Here is a 20,146-nt window from a genome sequence, read left to right on the forward strand (position 1 = left end):
CGGGTTTTGAAGCTAACGTTCATTCATCTTTTGGAAAGTAGTTTCCACCATACGAGAAGTCAGGGGAAACGGGAAGAGGGAACAGAACGAGGCCCACGTCACGAAAGTGACGTGGGCCTCGCCTCACATTCACGACACCGACCCGCCATGCTCGCCTCGCGGCAAGTGGTCCCTCTAAGGGACGATGGTTGGGCCCGGGGGCTTGGATCGAGCCGGTGCCGTCATCAACGGTAACACCGGAGACATCAGGGGCAAGGGTCAGTCACGGAGCAGGTCCGGCACCCCGTTCGCGTCCGGTTCGTCGCGTTCGCCGGAGACCACCGTGAGCTGCTGCGTGGCACGGGTCAGGGCGACGTACAGGACCCGCAGACCCGCCGGGGACTCGTCCGCGATCTCGGCCGGGGAGACCACGATCGTGGCGTCGTACTCCAGGCCCTTGGCCTCCAGGGAGCCGAGCGCCACGACGCGCTCGCCGAGCCCGGACAGCCAGCGGGCCGCCTCGTCCCGGCGGTTCATCGCCACGACGACGCCGACGGTGCCGTCGACCTGCTCCAGGAGCCGGGCGGCCTCCGCGCGAACCGTGTCGCCGGCCTTGTCGCGTACGGCGACGAAGCGCGGCTCCACGCCCGTCGAGCGGACCGCCGAAGGGGACTCGGAGCCGGGCATCGCCAGCGCCAGGACCTTCGCGGCCAGCTCGGCGATCTCGGACGGGTTGCGATAGTTCACGGTCAGCGTGAAGCGGCGCCGCGGCCGGGAGCCGAGGGCTTCGTCGCGGGCGGCGCCCGCCTCCTCCGGGTCGGACCAGGAGGACTGGGCGGGGTCGCCGACGATCGTCCACGTCGCGTGCCGGCCCCGGCGGCCGACCATTCGCCACTGCATCGGCGTGAGGTCCTGCGCCTCGTCGACGATGACGTGCGCGTACTCGGTGCGCTCCTGGGCGAGGCGCTCGGCGCGCTCGCGCTGGGACTCCTCGCGCTGCGGCATCAGCTCCTCGAGGCCGGTGAGCTGGTCGAGCGGGTCGTACTCGCGCCTCTTCTTCGGGCGGGCCGGGGTGCCGAGGACGGCGGTCAGCTCGTCGAGCAGGGCGACGTCGTGGACCGAAAGGGCGTCGCGCCGCAGGGACTTGGCGAGTTTGCGGATCTCGCCGGGGTTGAGGACACGGCGGGCCCAGCGGCCCAGGCGCCGCTCGTCGGACATGGCGGACAGGACCGAACGGGGCGTCAGCTCCGGCCACCACGCGTCGAGGAAGTGGATGAACTCGTCCTCACCGCTCACGTCCTCGTCGAAGGAGGAGCGCAGCTCGGCCGCGAGCTCGGGGTCGGAGTGCCGGCTCCCGGCGCCCGACTGGTCCCAGAGCGCGTCGAGGAGGAGCCTGCGGGCGCGCGGGCGCAGATGGTTGACGGGGGCGGTGCCGCCGAGGGCGGACTGCCGGATCCGACTCAGACGGTTCGCGTCCAGCTCCAGGCGGCGGCCGAAGGCGACGACGCGCAGCCGCGTCGGGGTCGGCGCGGGACCGGCCTCCGGTTCCTCGTCGTCGCCGAACGCGAGCTGTTCCTGGACGGCGGGCCGCTGCGGGCGCCCCGACTCCAGGGCGCCGCGTGCCGCCTTCCGCAGCAGCCCCGGCATCCGCGACGAGCCCTTGATCCGGGCCACCGCCGGGGAGTCGTAGACCGTGGCCTCCGCCCCGTCGACCAGCGAGCCCACCGCGCGGATCGCGACCTGGCCCTCCTCGCCGAGCGAGGGCAGCACGCCCTCGGTGTAGGCGACCAGGAGCGGCGTCGGCGAGACGATCAGGATGCCGCCCGCGTACCGGCGGCGGTCCTGGTACAGCAGGTACGCGGCGCGGTGCAGCGCCACCGCCGTCTTGCCGGTGCCGGGCCCGCCCTCGACGTAGGTCACGGACGCGGCGGGGGCGCGGATGACCTGGTCCTGTTCGGCCTGGATGGAGGCGACGATGTCGCGCATCGAGTGGCTGCGGGCCTGGCCGAGGGCGGCCATCAGGGCGCCGTCGCCGACGGCGGGCAGCCGCTCGCCGTCCAGGTACGCGGTCAGCTCCGGGCGCATCAGGTCGTCCTCCACGCCGAGCACCTTGCGGCCCTTGGAGCGGATGACGCGGCGGCGCACCACCCGGCCGGGGTCGACCGGCGTGGAGCGGTAGAAGGGCGCGGCGGCCGGGGCGCGCCAGTCGATGACGAGCGGCGAGTAGTCCGCGTCGAGCACGCCGATGCGGCCGATGTGCAGCGTCTCGGCGATGTCGGCCGTGTTGTCCTCGCGGACGGCGCCGTCCGCCGGTTCGAGCGCCGTGTACGCGCCGTCCGGGCCCTTTTTGCCGTCCTTGCCCTGAAGCAGGTCGATGCGGCCGAAGAGGAAGTCCTCGAACTCGTTGTTGAGACGGTTGAGGTGGATACCCGCGCGGAAGACCTGCGCGTCGCGCTCGGCGAGCGCGCCGGGCGTGCCGACCTGGCCGCGTTTGGTGGCGTCCTCCATCAGGAACTCGGCCTCGTGGATCTTCTCTTCGAGGCGTCGGTAGACGGCGTCGAGGTGGATCTGCTCGATACCGAGCTCACGGTCGCGGACCGAATCCGCGGCCTCGACCCCACCTGGGTTCGTATCCGATTTCACCGCTGAATCGTGCGGAGCCTGAGCGGCCACCGGGCCCCCTTCTGACGTGCTGGGCAGCCGTCAAAGGTACGCGAAAGGGGCCCCGTAGGGCTACGTGCGCGCCCACGCGGTCAGGCGTTCACCTCCACGAGCCGCTTTCCGTCGAGCGTCTCGACCTCGAAGTGGTCGATCTGGCCCCGGTCGAAGGCCGCGCCCCCGTGCACGTACAGGGGATGCTTCGCGTTCGCGTTCGCACTGTCGTCGATGCCGTAGCCCCACTTCGGGACCGCCCAGGTAGTGACGGTCTCGCGCTCGCCGTTCTTGCCGACCGCGACGAGGGAGCACTTCAGCGGACCCTTGACGTTCTTCAGTTCCAGGACGGTGTGGGTGCCCCAGGCCTTCTTCTCCATGCCGATCGTCGCCGTGACGTTCGTCGTGGTGTCGGTGGCCTTCACCTTGTCGGGCATGTGGTGGAAGAAGGCGTCCTGGGCGGGGCTGGTGGGGTGGGCCTCCGCGACGCTGCCGCCGCCTCCGTCCGTCACCGCGAGGACCGTCAGCGGGCCGCCGATGATCAGGGCGGCGGCGGCCGCGACCAGGAAGAGGCCGCGCTTGCGCTTGTGCCTGCGGCGGCGCCCCAGTTCGTCGGCGAGGGACGCCGCGAGGCGGGGGCTCGGGCGGGCCGCGAGGGAGTCGCCGATCTGCGGGGTCGGCTCGCGCGGTGCGCCGCGCTCGGCCGGCAGGTCGGCGAGGGCGGCGAGCATCGGCTCCATGCCCGCGAACTCCTCCAGGTCCCGCGCGCACCGCTCGCACGTCGCCAGATGCGCCTCGAACGCGCTCGCCTCGATGTCGTCGAGAATGCCCAGCGCGTAGGCGCCGACGGTCTCGTGCACGTCACCCGCCGGCTCGTGCCCGAAGGGACCGTACGTTCCGTGCCCCGTCGTCATGCCGTCACCCCCCGTTCCTCCAACGCCAGCTTCATCGAGCGCAGCGCGTAGAAGACCCGCGAGCGCACCGTGCCGCTGGGGATGCCGAGCGTCTCGGCCGCCTCGCTGACCGTACGTCCTTTGAAGTACGTCTCCACGAGTACTTCCCGGTGGGCCGGGGTCAAGTCCTCCAGCGCGTCGGAAAGGGTCATCAGCCACAGCGCCTTGTCGATCTCGTCCTCCGCGGGGATGACCTCCAGCGGCGACGGATCGACCTCCTGCGGCCGAGCTTGTCGACTGCGGTGACCGTCGATGACGATGCGCCGGGCGACCGTCACCAGCCAGGGGCGTACCGAACCGGTCGCTCGGTTGAGCTGTCCGGCGTTCTTCCAGGCACGGATGAGCGTCTCCTGTACGACATCCTCCGCGCGCTGCCGGTCGCCCGCCACCAAGCGGAGCACATAGGCCAGAAGCGGTCGTGCGTGCTCGGCGTAGAGCGCGCGCATCAGCTCCTCGTCCGGCTCGGGGGGCCGGGGTGCGCGATGTCGGGCCCGGGGCGGGCGTTCATCGGCCACGGCGGAATCCTTGCGCACGCCTACCTCCGGTGTCCCCTGTTCGGCCATGTCTCTCGGCTGGGCTCACGGGAGGGATACGCACACGAACTCACGGATGTTCAAAGGCAGTTGCGGAAAGCGCCTCACGCCCTCGCCAGCGCCGCCGCTCTGCGCCGATGCCGGGCCACCCGCTCCCGGTTGCCGCACACCTCACTGGAGCACCAACGGCGCCTGCGGCCACGGGACATGTCCAGGTAGATGATGGGGCAGGCGTCGCCCTCGCACTGGCGGAGGGCGTCGCGGACGGCCGGGTCGGTGAGGAGGTCGACGGCATCGCGTGCGACGGCCGCGAGCAGGGCCGGGCAGTCGGGTTCGAGGTGCAGGGAGCGGACGAGGGTGCCGTCGGCGGCGCGTACGGCAAGGGGTGCGGGCGGGGCCGCGCGGGCGAGCAGGTTGACCCGTTCCAGGGCGGCGGACGACGGGTGGCCCGACAGTTCGCCGCGCACCAACTGGCCTACGTGACCGCGCAGTTCATGGAAGGCGGCGAGCCAAGCGGGTGAACGGTCCGCCAGCGCGACGGTGGCCGGGACGAGCCCCGCGCCGACCAGCCAGGCGCGCAGCAGGTCGGGGCTCGTGAGGCGTTCGTCGGGGTGCGCGGTCGCGACGAGGTCCAGGCAGAGACGCCCGGAGTCGAAGCGCAACTCGTAGGGGGCAGGGGCAGGCGGGTGGGGCCCGGTGGGTACTGCTGCCATGCCCTCTACAGTGCCCGCCCGCGGGCGCCGCCGGAACCCCTGCCGCCGGAACGGGGGTTGACGGGCTACGAGCGGCCGTACGCCGGCGGGTCGTCGTGGAGGATGCGCTGGAACAGGACGTGGTCGCGCCAATCCCCGTTGATGTGGAGGAACTTGGGCGCGAGCCCGTACCGGACGAAGCCGCACTTGGCGAGTACGCGCTGGGACGCCTCGTTGTCCGTGAGCGTGCCCGCCTCGACGCGGTGCAGGCCCAGTTCGTCGCGGGCGGCGCGGCAGATCTCCTCGACGGCGGCGGGGACCAGGCCGCGGCCCCGGTAGTCGGCGTCCACCCAGTAGCCGAGGCTGGCGCTGCACAGGGGGCCGAGGTGAATGCCACTGAGCGCCGCGCGGCCGACCACGCGGCCGTCGGCGGACCGGTCCAACAGCAGCCACGTGACCCCGCCGGGCTCCGCGATCCGCTCGGCCTGCTCCCGCTCCGTGTAGTACTCCTCGGAACGGTACGGCTCCCAGGTCTTCATGAACTCCCGGTTGCGGACGACGGCGTCGGCGAGCGCGGGGGCGTCCTGAGGGACGGCGCGGCGGAGTTCTATGTCGGGGGTGATCAGCATGCGCCCATTTAAGCCCCTGCGGCCTATCAAGCCCCTGCGGCGATTGAGCAGCATCTTTCAAGCCCCTGCGGCGATTGAGCAGGCGGCTTCCCGGGGCCGACCCCCGGGGCTCCGCCCCGGACCCCGCTGCTCAATCGCCGCAGGGGCTTGATTTGCCGCACCGGATCGCCCCAGGTCACGCGTCCGCGTACTTCGCATCTGCCGCCGGATCCAACGCCAACCGATACCCCCGCTTGACCACGGTCTGAATCAGTCTCGGCGCCCCGAGGGACGACCTGAGTCGCGCCATCGCCGTCTCCACCGCATGCTCGTCCCGCCCCGCCCCCGGCAACGCCCGCAACAGCTCCGCGCGGGACACCACCCACCCCGGCCGCCGCGCAAGCGCCCTCAGCAGCGACATGCCCGCGGGCGGCACCGGCCGCAGCTCGTCGTCCACGACCACGGCCTGCCCGCGGATCTGCATCCGGTGGCCCGCGATCGGCAACGTACGCGCGCGTGCGGGCAGTTCCTTGCAGAGCAGCTGCACCAGGGGTCCGAGCCGGAACCGCTCCGGCTGCACCGTGTCCACGCCGTGCGCCTGCAACGGCACCGCCGTGACCGGCCCGACGCAGGCCGCGAGCACGTCGTGGTGGAGGGCCGCGAGCAGCTCCTCGAGGAGGCCCCGCTCCTCCGCGCGGCGCAGCAGCGCCGTCGCCGCGGGCGCCGAGGTGAACGTCAGCGCGTCCACCCCGCGCGCCACCGTGGCGTCGAGGAGGCGGTCGACCGGGCCGATGTCCTGCGGCGGGAGCCAGCGGTAGACGGGGACGCCGACCACTTCGGCCCCCGCCTCGCGCAGCGCCTCGACGAAGCCGGGGAGCGGCTCGCCGTGCAGCTGCACGGCGACGCGCCGCCCCTGGACGCCCTCGTCGAGCAGCCGCTCCAGGACCTCGGCCATCGACTCGGACGAGGGCGACCACTCCTCCGTAAGACCCGCGGCGCGCACCGCGCCCTTCACCTTCGGGCCGCGCGCGAGGATCTCGACGCCGCGGAGGCCCGCGATCAGGTCCTCGCCCAGGCCCCAGCCGTCGGCGGCCTCGACCCAGCCGCGGAAGCCGATGGCGGTGGTGGCGATCACCACGTCCGGCGCGTGGTCGATCAACTCCTTGGTGGCGACGAGGAGTTCGCTGTCGTCCGCGAGCGGCACGATACGCAGGGCGGGCGCGTGCAGCACCGAGGCGCCGCGCCGCTGGAGCAGCGCGCCCAGCTCGTCGGCGCGGCGCGCCGCGGTCACGCCCACGGTGAAGCCCTCGATCGGCCCGTGGGCCTGCTCCGGCCTCGTGGCCTGCTGTTCCTCGTCCATGCTGGTTCTCGCCCCGCTCGACGTATGTGCGTGCACCGGGTCCACCGATGCGTCGTCCGAGCCTGTCAACGCTCCGTGTCGGACCCGGATCAACGCTATTGCATGCGTGTTACGGGGTGCGCGCTCACACCTCGGCGTAGCTGAGCTGCGGCTTCGCCTCCGCCGTGGACGGGGCGACGGTCCGCTGGGCCGGGCGGCGAAGGTATACGGCCCAGGTCACCGCGAAGCACACGGCGTAGAAGGCGAGGAAGGCCACGAAGGCCCCGGTGCCGGTGCCGGCCGTCTGGAAGGACTGCCGGAACGCCAGGTTGATGCCGAGCCCGCCGAGGGCGCCGACCGCGCCGATCAGTCCCATGGAGGTGCCGGAGAGCCGCCGCCCGTACGCGGCCGCTTCCTCGCCCGCGAGCCCCTTGGCCAGCGCCTTCGCCTGGAAGATGCCGGGGATCATCTTGTACGTCGACCCGTTGCCGAGCCCGCTCAGCACGAACAGGGCGATGAACGCGACGGTGAACAGCGTGAGCGACTCCTCGACCGAGGCGAGGATCACGACGGCCGTGGCGAGGGCCATGCCGACGAAGTTCCACAGCGTGATGCGCGCGCCGCCGTACGTGTCGGCGAGCCTGCCGCCGACGGGCCGGATGAGCGAGCCGAGCAGCGGGCCGGTGAAGGTGACGCCCGCCGCCTGGAGCGGCGTACGTCCGAACTGGGTCTGCAGGACCAGACCGAAGGCGAACGAGTAGCCGATGAAGGAGCCGAACGTCCCTACGTAGAGGAACGACATGATCCAGGTGTGCCGGTCGCGCGCCGAGTCCTTCGCGGCGCCGGTGTCGTTCTTCACCGTCGCCAGGTTGTCCATGAACAGCGCGGAGCAGACGGTCGCGACGACGATCAGCGGAATGTAGATCCCAAGCAGCACGCGGGGCCCGCCGCTCGCGCCGATCACGGCGAGCGCGACGAGCTGGATGACGGGGACGCCGATGTTGCCGCCGCCCGCGTTCAGGCCGAGCGCCCATCCCTTCTTACGAAGGGGGAAGAACGAGTTGATGTTCGTCATGGAGGAGGCGAAGTTGCCGCCGCCGACGCCGGTGAGCGCCGCGCACCACATGAAGGTGGTGTACGAGGTGCCCGGCTCCATGACCGCGAACGCGGCGACGGACGGCACGAGCAGCATGCTCGCCGAGACGATCGTCCAGTTGCGGCCGCCGAAGACCGCGACGGCGAACGTGTAGGGCACGCGCGCGAAGGCCCCCACCAGCGTCGCCATCGACACGAGGAAGAACTTCCCCGCCGGGTCGATCCCGTACTCGGGCCCCATGAACAGGACCATCACCGACCACAGGGTCCAGATGGAGAACCCGATGTGCTCGGACAGGATGGAGAAGGCGAGGTTGCGCCGGGCGACCTTGGCCCCCGTCTCCTCCCAGAACGCTTCGTCCTCGGGATCCCACCGCTCGATCCAGTTCCGGCTCCGGGGCTGTTCCTTGGGGCCAGGCATCTCACGCCTCCAGGTCACGGTTCGCAGCTGATGTGACCGAAGGTAGGGAGGCCTGATTTCCGGGCTGTGGCGTGGAGTGACCGGCGGGGAACTTCGCTCTCACCTGGCCGGTGGGCAGATGGTGAGGCCCGCGCGGAGCCTCAGGAGCGCGCCACCGGGTCGCCCTCCAGCGTCTGCGGGTCGAAGAGCAGCACGGCACCGGCGAAGAACAGCACGAGGAACGGGCCGATGAGATACGGGACGAGGACCGTGAACACCGCGGAACTCGTGCCGCTGGACGGCGCCATCAGCTCGACGGTGAGCGCCTCCATGCCCAGGTAGTGCATGGCGCAGACGGCGACACCCATGAGCAGACTGGCGCCGAGGCTGACGAAGAGCCCGCGTACGTTCATGATCAGCCACAGGGCGGCGGTGGCCGCCACGACGGCCACCGCCACCGAGGCCGCCACGACGGACGCGCTGTAGTGCAGGGACCCGGCGAACCGCATGGCGGCCATGCCCATGTAGTGCATGGCCGCGACGCCGAGCCCCATGAAGAGGCCCGCGCCGAGCAGGACCGGCGTGCGCTGCCCGCCATAGCCGGCGGCGAAGACCCCCACGCCGACCACGAGCACCGCGACGGCGAGGCTGAGGAAGGTGAGCCGGGCGTCGTAGTCCATGTGCGCCCCGTGCACCTGGAAGCCCATCATCGCGATGAAGTGCATGGACCAGATGCCGACGCCCAGCGAAAGCGCGCTGTACGACAGCCACTTGGGCCGCCCCGAGTCGAGCTGCCGAGCCCGCACGGTGCAGCGCAGCCCGATCCCGCCTCCCAGACTGGCCACTAAAAACGCTGCCACCGGGGTCACCGCCCCATAGCCGAACCCGTCAACCGTCGCCTGCACAACGCACCCCTGGTCGCCCCGTCACGGCTCGTCCGTCGCGAGCACCGGCGGGCAACATTAGCGAGCACCTACACGGCTTGGGGGCGACTTCTACACGCCTCCATCACATCGTGACCCAGCGGCACTTCAGGAGTGCCGCGCCCCTCTCCGACCCTTCCGGCCCTTCCGCCCGTCCGGCCACAGCCGCGGTGCGCGCTTCGCCGCCAGGTCCTCGACCCACCCGGTGGAGACGATCGCGAGGGCGACGAGCGGCCAGACGAGGACGAACGACCAGAGCATGTACGTCGTGTCCAGCGCGGAGCTCAACCGGTCGTCCATGAAGGGCAGTTGGTAGAGCAGGTCGACCAGCGGGAACGTCGCCATGATGAGCAGGTTGTGCCACAGATAGATCGTGACGGCCCGGTTGTTCGCCAGCGTCACCAGGCGGTCCCAGCGCGCGAGCCGACCGGGCAACTTCTGCCAGGACGGCGCGTACTGGAGCAGGATGACGACGAACCCGAGGGACCAGGCCGCCTGGGCGAGCGGTATCTCGTTGAGGTCCCAGCCCTCCTCGGAGAGATGGCCCGAGGCCCACCACAGGCCGAAGCCCATGAGCATCGCGGCGCAGGACACGGCGGCGTAGCGCGGCACCTTCTGCAGCACGCCCTCCTGGTGCGCGAAGCCGAGGACCCAGCAACTGCCGTACACGGCGAAGTCGGTGACGGCCTCCCCGGTGCGGCCCGGGATCTCCACCAGGCCCGTACCGATCACGGCCGTGAGGGCGAGCGGGGCGCAGAGCGTCGCCCACGGGAGCTTGCGGAACGCCTTGAGCAGCAGCGGGGACGCGAGCACGAACCACAGGTAGGCGCGCAGGTACCAGAGCGGCCCGATGCCCTGCTCGGCCCACGTGGTCTCCAGGAAACCGGGCGGGTTGGCGATCTCCCACGGGTAGGCGGGGGCGCCGATCGGGATCACGTAGTTGACGATGCCGAGCCAGCCCCAGGCGCCACCGCCGGTGTCCGGGTCCTTGCCCGGGTTCCAGCCGCCCACGAAGAGCAGCGGCAGCACCAGCGCGCTGAACAGCCACATCGGCGGGAGGAGCCGACGCAGCCGCCCTCGGACGACGCTCAGCGCGGGCCTGCTCAGGGAGCGCGCCATCAGCGATCCGGCGAGCGCGAACATCACGCCCATGGACGGGAAGACGACCGAGAGCCAGACCCAGCCGAAGAAGTGGTAGGCGATGACCCGGACGAGCGCGATGGACCGCAGCAGGTCGAGGTAGCGGTCCCGGCCGGGCTTCTTGGGCGCCGCCTCGACCAACGGGCTTGTGGTGGCAGCCTGTTGGCGTTGCTGCGGCACCTCGGGGAATCGGGCGGTGGCATCGGCCGCCGCCGCACCGGTGGCGACGGCGTCGGTGAGCACGGGCGCGACGGGCGCGACGGTACGCCGGGTATGCGGCGCGGGCGGCACGGCCGGCCAGCCGGCCCCGGTGGCGCCCGCATGGCGCCCGCGCTCCGGCTTGGCGAACCGACTCCCCTGCTCCGAGGGTTCGTTCACTCCCCCGCCGCTTCCGCCGTTCGTCGGATACGTCATGCCACCGGCCTCCGCTCGTCACCGGAGACGGAGGCCGTCCGCTGGTGCGGCACATGGCCGCCGGGGCCCGCGCCCACCACGCCGGTGCGGCGCAGCTTCTGCCAACGCAGGCGGCCACCGGTCAGCGCGGTGATCCAGGACTGGAGCAGCACGACGTACATCAGCTGCCGGTACAGGAGTTGCTGGAGCGGAAGGGATATGAGGTGCGTCATGCGTTCCTTGTCGAGCCGGAAGGCGTACGCCGCGCAGACCGCCTGGAGCGCGAGCACGCCGAACCAGGCGCCGACCGTCTTCCCGGTCGGGCCGAACACGAGCCCGTAGATGAGGAAGACGTCGATCAGCGGCGCGAGGAGCGGGGCCAGGACCATGAAGAGCGAGACCAGCGGAAGGCCGACCCGGCCGAAGCGGCCCGACGGCCCCTTCTCGACCAGGGCCCTGCGGTGCTTCCACATCGCCTGCATCGTGCCGTACGACCAGCGGTAGCGCTGCGACCACAGCTGCTGGACGGTCTCCGGGGCCTCGGTCCAGGCGCGCGCGTTCTCCGCGTAGACGACGCGCCAGCCGTCGCGGTGCAGCGCCATCGTGACGTCGGTGTCCTCGGCGAGCGTGTCGTCGCTCATGCCGCCGACGCGCTCCAGGGCGCTGCGCCGGAAGGCGCCGACCGCGCCGGGGATCGTCGGCATGCAGCGCAGGATGTCGTACATGCGGCGGTCGAGGTTGAAGCCCATCACGTACTCGATGTGCTGCCACGCGCCGATCAGCGAGTCGGTGTTGCCCACCTTCGCGTTGCCCGCGACGGCGCCGACGCCCGGGTCGCCGAACGGCTGGATCAGCTCGCGCACGGTGGCCGGTTCGAAGACCGTGTCGCCGTCCATCATCACGACGAGGTCGAACCGAGCGTTGGCCAGGCCCCTGTTGAGGGCCGCGGGCTTGCCCGCGTTGTGCTGCCGGACGACGCGGACGCCGGGCAGCCGCATGTTCTCCACGATGCGCGCGGTGCCGTCCGTGGAGCCGTCGTCGATCACGACGACCTCGATGGGATGCTCGCTCAGCGTGAGCGAACGGATCGTGTTCTCAATGCACTTGGCCTCGTTGTAGGCCGGTACGAGGACGGAGACCGGCTCCGTGACCGGTGGCCCCCACGTGAAGCCCTTGCGGCGCACCCTGCGCGCGTGCACCCCGGAAAGGATGAGCATCAGGCCGAAGCGGGACATGACGAGGACGCCGATGACGGCGAGGCCGACGACGAGGACGCCCGTGACGTTGTCCGAGGCCTCCACCGCGTAGACCCACGCCTTGCCCTTCCACAGCTCGACGCCGCTCACGGGCGTGTGCGCACCGGGCATGCCGAGGGCCTCGGTCAGGTTCGCGAACTTGTATCCCTCGCCCTGGAGTTGGGGCAGGAAGCGGTCGAGCGCGGCGACGGTCTGCGAGCGGTCGCCTCCGGAGTCGTGCATCAGGACGATGGCGCCCTTGCCGTCCTTGGGCGTGGCACGGCGGATGATCTCGTCGACGCCGGGTCGCTTCCAGTCCTCGCTGTCCGTGTTGTTGACGACCGTGATGTAGCCGCGCGAGCCGATGTACTTGGTCACCGGCCACGACGCGTCGTCCATGGCGTTCGCGAACGAGGAGTACGGCGGCCGGAACAGGGAGGTGCGCACGCCGGCCGCGCCTTCGAGGGCCAGCTGGTTCTGCGACAGCTCCCAGTCGATGCGCTTCTTCGACTGGTAGGAGAGGTCCGGGTGGTTGAAGGTGTGCAGGCCGACCTCGTGCCCCTCCTCCACCATGCGGCGCACCAGGTCGGGATGGCGCGAGGCCATGGTGCCGGTGACGAAGAAGACGGCGTGCGCGTCGTGCTTCTTGAGGACGTCGAGGACCTTGGGGGTCCACTCGGGGTCGGGGCCGTCGTCGAAGGTGAGCACCAGTTGGTGCTTGCCTATGGAACGGCTGGTCTCCCGGTCCCCCCTGGTGTCGATGACGGGTCCGCCGTCGAGGATCTTCTCCGGCACCTTGTCGGTGGCCGCCTCGGGGCGGATGCGGTGGTCCGCGAGGATCTCGCTGTGGACGTAGCCGCGCAGCATCAGCATCGCGATCACGGCGACGAGCAGCAGTGAGGGCAGCAGATAGCGCAGCGGAAGGCGGCGCCTGCGGGCCGCGGCCTGTGCGTGGCGTGGGCGGTCGGACATCTACAGGACGCTGCTTTCCAGGGGCGGGACGAGGGACGCCACCAGGGGCGCTACGAGCAGGTGCGCGAGGTCGCCGACGGCGACGGTGCCCGAGCCGTCGGCCACGGTCCCGTCCGCCGGGCCGGTCGGCTGGCCGCCGGGGTCCGTCGACGGGTCGGCGGTGCCGTCACCGGGCGGCTCCGTCGTCGGGTCGTCGGGCTCGTCCGGCTTCGTGGGCTTCGTGGGCGGCGTCGTCGCACCGCCCGTGGGCCTGGTGGACGACGAGGTCCCGGTGGACGGCTTCCCGGACGCGCTCGACCCGGCCGAAGCCGACGCGCTCGCGCCGGGCGCCGTGGGGGCGCTCGGGACGACGCTGCCGGAGGCGCTGGGCTGCGGGGTGGCGCCCGGCGACCCGGACGTCGAGAGGGCCGGGGTGGGCTCGGACGGCTTGGTGCCGACCTTGTCCGCGCCCTTGCCCTCGGCGGGCATGGGCAGCCACGGCGCGTCGGAGTTCCCGGAGAAGAGGGTGACCACGATGACGACCGCGTAGACCGCGATGGCCAGGCCCGCCGCCACACCGAAACGGCGGAAGTTGCGGCTGCGCCGCCCCGAGTCGTCGACGAAGACGGGGAGTTCCTTGTCGTCGGCGCCCGTCTCCCGGGCCGCTCCGCCCCCTGCGTCGCCGCCCGGTCTCGCACTCTCCAGGTCGCCCAACTGCCGACCCCTGAAGTCGAGTTGGACCGTCACCTCGTGCGGGTAATGACTCGGCCCGGACAGGCCGTCTTCTCGTGAGTTCTCCACCGTACGCACATCCCCCCAAGGACACGTTCATGCGCGCGACTTCAGGGGTCCACGACGGCCGAACCGGGCCCCCACCCGATCCAAGCGCCCCCTCTTATCACACTGCACTCGACCCCCGAATGTAGCGCACACCAGTGACACCCGCGTACACACCTCATTCACGACTCAACATAATCTGCACATCTGCGGCTGGAATCCACGCCTCCGGAGGCCTTTCCAGCCACCCGCCCTCCACCGCGAGGGCGGCCGCGGCGGCCCGAAGTGCCGCAATTCCGGGGTGTTTGCGCCCCTTTCGCCACACGAGTGACACAGGCGACAGTGGCACCGGGTCGACGAGCGGGCGCAGCACCGACCCCGGCATGGCCGGAAAGTCCACCCCGGTAAGGACGGGATTCCGGTACTTGCCCATGATCCGGCGGAACTCCTCCTTGCCGACGGCGAGCGGCGCGGGCGGCGCGACGTGGATGCCCCGGCCCTCGAACAACAGGCGGGCGAGATCGGTCCATTCGGGCGTGCGGGGGTTACCGGCGCCCGCGTAGACCGTCTCCCCTGCGAGCCGGTCCAGCGGCACGGCGTCGAGCGCGACCAGCGGATGGTCATCGGGCAGCATGATCGCCATCGGCTCGTAGCGCACGGGCTGCTGGGAGAGCCGGGCACGCACGGCCGGGTCGAGTCCGGCGAACCGGCCGAAGGACACGTCGAGCCGCCCCGCGAGGAGTTCGGCGGCGGCCCAGGTCAGGCCGCTCTCGTAGCGGGCCATCAGCTCGTGGCCCGGGGCGAGTTCGCGGGCCCGTGCGAGCACCCGCTCGTGCGCGAGACCCGGGCTGTTGACGTCGACGAGCAGCGGCGGGTCGGTGGCGGCGGGCCCGGTGAAGGCCGTGAGCAGCTCGTCCTGCGCCGCGATCACGCGCCGCGCGTGCGGCAGCAGCCGGGCCCCGTCGGCGGTGAGCGTCACCTGCCGGGTGGTGCGGCCGAAGAGGTCGACGCCCAACTCCCGTTCCAGGCGCCGAATGTCTCGGCTGAGCGCCTGCTGGGCGACGTACAGCCGGGCGGCGGCGCGGGTGAAGTGCAGCTCGTCGGCGACGGCGAGGAAGGCGCGCAGCAGGCGGGGTTCGACGTTCGCTGGTGGCATCGGGCGAACTTACAACGCAGGCGCGTGAAAACTGACAACGCAGGCGCGTGAGAATTGACAACACAGGCGCGTCAATCGGCGCCGAGTAGGTGTTGGACCCCACACCTGACCTGCGGTGATGCTCATGGCATGGCCACCACCACGTCCTACACCCGGCTGTTCGCCATCCCCGGCGCCCGCGCCTTCACCTTCGGCAACCTCATCGCCCGCTTCCCGCAAGGGATGTTCAGCATCAGCGCCGTGATGCTGATCTCCGGGGTCCGCGGCTCGTACGCGCTCGCCGGGGCGGTCACCGCGTCGGCCCTGGTCGCGAGCGCGTTCATCGGGCCGTGGCTCGCACGCATGGTGGACCGGTACGGACAGGCCAGGGTCGCCGTGCCCGCGACGCTGGTTGCGGCGTCCGGCGCGCTCGCGCTCCTGGTGTGCGTACGGCTCGACGTCCCGGACTGGGCACTGTTCGCGGCGTATCTGCCGACGGCGGCGCAGCCCAACACGGGCGGCATGTCGCGGGCCCGCTGGTCGCATCTGCTCGACGGCGATCCGAGAGCGCTGCACACCGCGAACTCCTTCGAGCAGGCGGCGGACGAGCTCTGCTACATGCTCGGCCCGGTGGTGGCCGCGTTCCTGTGCAGCGCGCTGTTCCCGGAGGCGGGCGCGCTCGTCGGCGCGTTCCTGATGGTGACGGGCATCCTGGTGTTCACCGCCCAGCGCGCGACGGAGCCGCCCGCCCACGCGCCTACGAAGGCGACGAAAACGCCACTACGCGCGCGTGGCATACCGTCCCTCCTTGTCGTCTTCCTCGCGACAGGCGCGATCTTCGGCTCCCTCGAAGTCGTCACGGTGGCCTTCGCCGACGGGCTGGGCCACAAGCCGTGGGCGGGCGGCATCCTGGCGTTGCAGGCGGCGGGTTCGTGCGTGGCGGGCCTGATCTTCGGCGCCGTACGGCCGACGGGACCCGCGGCCCGCCGCCACCCGGTGTGCGTCGCGGCGATGGCGGCGCTGATGACGCTGCCCCTGCTCGCGGCGGCGCTCACGGGCTCGCTGTACGTCCTCGGGGGCGCACTCCTGATCGCGGGCATGGCGACGGCCCCGACGATGGTGACGGGCATGACGCTGGTCCAACAGCGCACCCCCGAAGGCCAGTTGAACGAGGGCATGACGCTCGCGGTGACGGCCATCCTCGGCGGCATCGCGTGCGGCTCGGCGACGGGCGGCGCCGCGGTGGAGCACTGGGGCCCCACCGCGGCGTACACGGTGCCGGTCACGGCAGCGGCGTGCGCACTGCTGCTGGCGCTGTACGGCTACGTACGCGTCGGCCGTTGACGGGTCCGTCGGCGGCGGATCAGCACGTGACCGGCTTGCGCCACGAGCACTCCAGGTCGCCGTCCCGTTCGGCGGCCGGGACGGAGCGCGTGGACTTCGGCGCGACGGCCGCCGCCTCCTTGGACGTCGACTTCGCGAGGGTCACGACGATGGCGTCCTCGAGCGGTTTCACGGAGTCGACGAGGTAGTTGTTCTGGACGACGCTGTACACGAGCGACCGCCCGTCGGCGTCCTTCACATAGCCCGATAGCGCGGACGCGCCCGTCAACGACCCGGTCTTGCCACGGGCGTTGAGCGCGGCGGGCGTGTCGCACATCCGGCTCCGCAGCGTCCCGCCGACGAACCGGTCCGGGTCGCAGGCCACGGGAAGCGACTTGTACCAGTCGGCGTACCAGGGCTCGTCCTGTACGGAGAGGAGGAGGTCGGCGAGCTGGCGGGCGGCGAAGTTGTCCTTGCGCGAGAGCCCGGACCCGTCGACCTGCCGCAGCTTGGTGGCGTCGACCCCGGCGCCCTTCAGATAGTCGGCGACGGCGTCGATGCCGTCACCCCAACTCCCGGGCTTTCCGGTCGCCTTGTAGCCCATGGCCTTGGTGAGGGACTCGGCGTGCATGTTGTTGGAGAGCTTCATGAAGGGGATCAGCAGATCCTTCAGCGGCATGGAGTCGTGCGTGGCGAGCCGCTTCGCGCCCTCGGGCGTGGCCCGTCCCAGCTTGGTGGAACCGCCGACCTTCACCCCGTGCGCGGCGAGCGCGTCCCGGAACACGGCGGCCGCGTACCCGGTCGGCTCCCACACGGTCACCCACTCCTTGGTGGTGTCCCCGCCCACCGGCACGGTGCCGCTCACGGTGATGGTGTTGGTCCCGTGCCGCCGCTCGACGGCGACGGTGTCGTCTCCTCCGGCCCGGACGGTGGACGCCTTGAGGTCGATATCGACGTAACGGTTCTTCGGCGTGACACTGACGGCGGGCCGGTCCCCCGCCTTGGCGCCAGGCTTCACCTCGACGATGACGGTCCCGGTGTCGTAGTCGGTGTCGGGCGCGACGCTCAACGCGCTGATCTGGGCGGCGTAGTACGAGGACTCGTCGTCGCCGCCCCAGGTGTCACCGATCCGGTGGTCGTCGAACCGGGTGTCGTCCGCGACGAGCCGCCCGCTCACCCGCTTCACACCGGCCGCGGCGACGTCGGCGGCGAGCTTGTCGTAATCAGCGGCGAGGGTGGTCGGGTCCCCGGTGCCGCGCAGATACAGGTCCCCGTCGAGCACCCCGCCGCGCACCCGCCCACCGGCGAGCACATCCGTGCCGAACCGGTAGTCGGGGCCGAGGACGCCCATCGCCGCGGTGGAGGTGGCGAGCTTCGTGTTGGAGGCGGGCGCGAGCCGCCCGGTCGGATTGTGCTGGTACAGGGTCTCCCCGGTCTTCGCGTCGGCCACGACGACACTCGCCGCGCCGCCCTCCATCCGCGCGTCACCGAGAATCGTGTCGATCGCCTCCGGCAGCCCACTGGGTGTGGAATCGGCGCCGGCGGGCGCTCCCCAACTCAGCGTTGCTGCGATCACGACGGCCACGGCGGGCAGGGTCCATCTCGATCCCTTGCGTCTACTCATGCCACAGGAGCATCCCGGAACCGCAGGGCCCCGCCAAGACCCACGACAAAGGCCCGACTGTCTGAACAGTCGGGCCTGAATCGCATGGGGTGTGGCTGGTGGAGATGGCGGGAATCGAACCCGCGTCCAACGGTGCAGCAGCAGGGCTTCTCCGTGTGCAGTTCGCTTCGATTTTCTCGGCCCCGGTGATCACGCGAACAAGTCGCCGACGGGCCCAGCCACTGTTTGATTTCCTTTTCCGCCCCGTGGCCGGACGGAAAAGTTTAGTTCCCTAGATTATGCCAGGATCCGGGCCGGGAACACTCCCGGGCTGACACCCTTTAGGGTCCCTCACTCACTGCTTATTAGGCAGCGAGGGCGAAGGACTGGGAATCGCTCTTAGAATTGGCGATTATTGGTTGCGACATATGGTTAACGAGATCATTGCCGCTTCCTCGACACGCTTCACCTGCTTCGACATCCGCTGTCGAAACCGATCATCCCCATGTGGTTTTTTCAAGTGGGCCTCTCGACCCGGTGCCCCTGCGGTGAGGAGCAGTGCCATCGTACGTGACCAACGCCCGACGATGCCAGCCTATTCCTGACGGATGCCCTCAGCCCATCCGCTCGTTGTTGCGCTGCCGCCGCTTCGCCGAGGCGATCGCCCGGTCCGAGTCCCGCCGGTCCTGCTTCTCGCGCAGCGTCTGCCGCTTGTCGTACTCCTTCTTGCCCTTGGCGAGCGCGATCTCGGCCTTCGCCCGGCCGTCCTTGAAGTAGATCGCCAGGGTCACGATCGTGTGCCCGGTCTCCTCGGACTTCGACTCCAGCTTGTCGATCTCCTCCCGGTGCAGCAGCAGCTTGCGCTTGCGGCGCACCGCGTGGTTCGTCCAGGTGCCCTGGTTGTACTCGGGGATGTGGGCGTTGTGCAGCCACGCCTCACCCCCGTCGATCTGGACGAAGGCATCGGCGAGCGAGGTGCGACCCTGCCGCAGGGACTTGACCTCCGTGCCGGTCAGCACGATGCCGGCCTCGTAGGTGTCCATGATCAGGTAGTCGTGGCGCGCCTTCTTGTTCTGCGCGACCATCTTGCGCTTGCCGTCCTTCTTCTCGGACGACGCCCCCTTGCCCTGCTTGGGCTGGGACTCCTTCGGTACATACATTGCCTTGGCCATAGTGCTGGCCATTTTCGCACTACGAGGGGGCCCCGAGGCCAGTCAATACTGTCTCCGCCCGCCGCAGGGTGTCCGCCTCGGCCTCCAGATCGGGCGTGATGCCACGGCCGTCGACCGTACGGCCCGATGGGGTGCGGTAGTGCCCGACGGTCAGCTCCGCCACGGAGCCGTCGGGCAGTCGGCTCGGCATCTGGACCGAACCCTTGCCGAAGGTCCTGGAGCCCACGACGACCGCTCGGCCGCGGTCCTGGAGGGCGCCGGTGAGCAACTCGGCCGCGCTCATCGTCCCGCTGTCGACGAGCACGACCACCGGTCTGGACGTGTCGGCCCCCCGCTGCGCGTGCAGGGCCCGCTGCGCCCCGCGTACGTCGTACGTCGCCACGAGCCCGCCGTCGAGGAACGCGGAGGACGCCCTGACCGCCTCGGTGACCAGGCCCCCGGCGTTGCCCCGCAGGTCGAGCACGACGCCCGCGCGCGCGGGTGCCGCGCCGACCGCCGTGTCCACCTGGTCGCCGACGCCCTTCGTGAAGGCGCTGACCTTCACGAGCGTCGCGCCGTCGGGCAGTCGCGTGGAGGTGACGGAGTCGGTCGACAGGTTGGCGCGGCGCAGGGTCTCGCTCCACGCGCGCGTGCCGCGCTGCAGGCCGACGTGGACGGGGGTGCCGGCGTGCTTGCCCCGCAGGAGCGCGAGGACCTCGGTGACGGGGTGTCCGGTGACCGGCTCGCCGTCGACCGCCGCGATGCGGTCGCCCTCGCGGATGCCGGCGTGCTGCGCGGGCGAGCCCTGCCGGACCTTGGAGACCTGCACCCACCCGTCGGCGGTGCGCCGGGCCCGCAGGCCGATGCCGGTGTACTCGCCGTCGAGGGCCTGCTCGAACTCCTCGTACTCGCCTCGCGAGTAGACGGAGCCCCAGCGGTCGCCGCTGCGGCTGACGGCGTCCTCGGCGGCCTTCGTGGGCGATTTCCCGTCGGCCATCGCCTCGGCCGCCGCGTCGCTCGGATCGGTCGGTCGCGCGATCGGTTTCTCGTGCGCGGCGACGAGCGAACTGTCCGCGCTCTCCTTGGGTTTCTGGTGCCCACCCGGCCAGGAGCCGGTGGCCGCGCCACCCGCGAGGACCGTCACGAAGATCAATGTCAGGGTCGCCCCGCGGCCGATGCGACGGGGCCTGGAGTACAGCTCCGGACCTGACATGTCGGTGAGTCTAGGACAACCGAGGGCGCCGTACGGGGCGTTGACCCGCAC

The 20,146-nt window shown here is 71.0% G+C and carries 16 protein-coding genes and 1 other RNA gene; 1 reads left to right on the forward strand and 16 read right to left on the reverse strand.

The genetic code is table 11. The annotated features are described in order from the left end of the window. Positions 1-258 precede the first annotated feature (258 nt). The 12 genes from ACWD2L_RS30830 to ACWD2L_RS30885 form a co-directional block, all read right to left on the reverse strand. Positions 259-2,652, reverse strand: coding sequence for a HelD family protein (locus ACWD2L_RS30830; protein WP_451192630.1), 2,394 nt, complete (start codon positions 2,650-2,652; stop codon positions 259-261). Positions 2,653-2,732: 80 nt separating this feature from the next. After that, the gene (locus ACWD2L_RS30835; RefSeq protein ID WP_351338186.1) at positions 2,733-3,545 is read right to left on the reverse strand and encodes an anti-sigma factor family protein; all 813 of its coding nucleotides are present in this window, start codon (positions 3,543-3,545) and stop codon (positions 2,733-2,735) included. Next, on the reverse strand, positions 3,542-4,147 hold the full coding sequence (locus ACWD2L_RS30840; RefSeq protein ID WP_351338183.1) for a sigma-70 family RNA polymerase sigma factor: 606 nt from the start codon (positions 4,145-4,147) through the stop codon (positions 3,542-3,544). The genes ACWD2L_RS30835 and ACWD2L_RS30840 overlap by 4 nt, the downstream gene beginning before the upstream one ends. 74 nt (positions 4,148-4,221) lie before the next feature. After that, positions 4,222-4,830 (reverse strand): CGNR zinc finger domain-containing protein, encoded by a 609-nt coding sequence (locus ACWD2L_RS30845; RefSeq protein WP_351338180.1) that lies wholly within the window; start codon positions 4,828-4,830, stop codon positions 4,222-4,224. A 65-nt stretch (positions 4,831-4,895) separates the two neighbouring features. Then, positions 4,896-5,438 (reverse strand): GNAT family N-acetyltransferase, encoded by a 543-nt coding sequence (locus ACWD2L_RS30850; protein ID WP_351338177.1) that lies wholly within the window; start codon positions 5,436-5,438, stop codon positions 4,896-4,898. A 175-nt stretch (positions 5,439-5,613) separates the two neighbouring features. Further along, on the reverse strand, positions 5,614-6,777 hold the full coding sequence (locus ACWD2L_RS30855) for a uroporphyrinogen-III synthase (protein WP_351338174.1): 1,164 nt from the start codon (positions 6,775-6,777) through the stop codon (positions 5,614-5,616). A gap of 124 nt (positions 6,778-6,901) precedes the next feature. Continuing rightward, positions 6,902-8,272: a nitrate/nitrite transporter gene (locus ACWD2L_RS30860; protein WP_351338171.1), complete on the reverse strand. Its 1,371-nt coding sequence runs from the start codon at positions 8,270-8,272 to the stop codon at positions 6,902-6,904. Positions 8,273-8,412: 140 nt separating this feature from the next. After that, complete coding sequence (locus tag ACWD2L_RS30865) at positions 8,413-9,156, reverse strand: MHYT domain-containing protein (protein WP_351338168.1); 744 nt, start codon at positions 9,154-9,156, stop codon at positions 8,413-8,415. 126 nt (positions 9,157-9,282) lie between these two features. Further along, complete coding sequence (locus tag ACWD2L_RS30870; RefSeq protein ID WP_351338165.1) at positions 9,283-10,728, reverse strand: acyltransferase family protein; 1,446 nt, start codon at positions 10,726-10,728, stop codon at positions 9,283-9,285. Next, positions 10,725-12,914 (reverse strand): polysaccharide deacetylase family protein, encoded by a 2,190-nt coding sequence (locus tag ACWD2L_RS30875; RefSeq protein WP_351338162.1) that lies wholly within the window; start codon positions 12,912-12,914, stop codon positions 10,725-10,727. Before ACWD2L_RS30875 ends, ACWD2L_RS30870 begins: the two co-directional genes overlap by 4 nt. After that, a complete protein-coding gene (locus tag ACWD2L_RS30880; RefSeq protein WP_451192635.1) occupies positions 12,915-13,694 on the reverse strand; it encodes a hypothetical protein in 780 nt (259 codons plus the stop codon). Positions 13,695-13,848: 154 nt separating this feature from the next. Beyond that, positions 13,849-14,826: a LysR family transcriptional regulator gene (locus tag ACWD2L_RS30885; protein WP_351338158.1), complete on the reverse strand. Its 978-nt coding sequence runs from the start codon at positions 14,824-14,826 to the stop codon at positions 13,849-13,851. Between the two features lie 129 nt (positions 14,827-14,955). Here ACWD2L_RS30885 and ACWD2L_RS30890 point away from each other — a divergent pair, with 129 nt between their 5' ends. Then, on the forward strand, positions 14,956-16,149 hold the full coding sequence (locus ACWD2L_RS30890; protein WP_351338156.1) for an MFS transporter: 1,194 nt from the start codon (positions 14,956-14,958) through the stop codon (positions 16,147-16,149). A 19-nt stretch (positions 16,150-16,168) separates the two neighbouring features. On the opposite strand, the gene dacB is transcribed toward ACWD2L_RS30890, so the two are convergent. The 4 genes from dacB to ACWD2L_RS30910 all read right to left on the reverse strand — a co-directional run bounded on the left by dacB (position 16,169) and on the right by ACWD2L_RS30910 (position 20,095). After that, entirely contained in the window at positions 16,169-17,752 is a 1,584-nt protein-coding gene (gene dacB / locus ACWD2L_RS30895) for a D-alanyl-D-alanine carboxypeptidase/D-alanyl-D-alanine endopeptidase (RefSeq protein ID WP_351338153.1), read from the reverse strand. 96 nt (positions 17,753-17,848) lie between these two features. After that, positions 17,849-18,236, reverse strand: a transfer-messenger RNA (tmRNA) gene (gene ssrA, locus ACWD2L_RS30900). Positions 18,237-18,345: 109 nt separating this feature from the next. Then, positions 18,346-18,891, reverse strand: coding sequence for an SsrA-binding protein SmpB (smpB, locus tag ACWD2L_RS30905; protein WP_351338241.1), 546 nt, complete (start codon positions 18,889-18,891; stop codon positions 18,346-18,348). Positions 18,892-18,922: 31 nt separating this feature from the next. Continuing rightward, positions 18,923-20,095, reverse strand: a complete 1,173-nt coding sequence (locus tag ACWD2L_RS30910; protein ID WP_351338150.1) for a S41 family peptidase — start codon at positions 20,093-20,095, stop codon at positions 18,923-18,925. Positions 20,096-20,146 lie beyond the last annotated feature (51 nt).

The organism is Streptomyces sp. NPDC002754 (assembly GCF_053592315.1).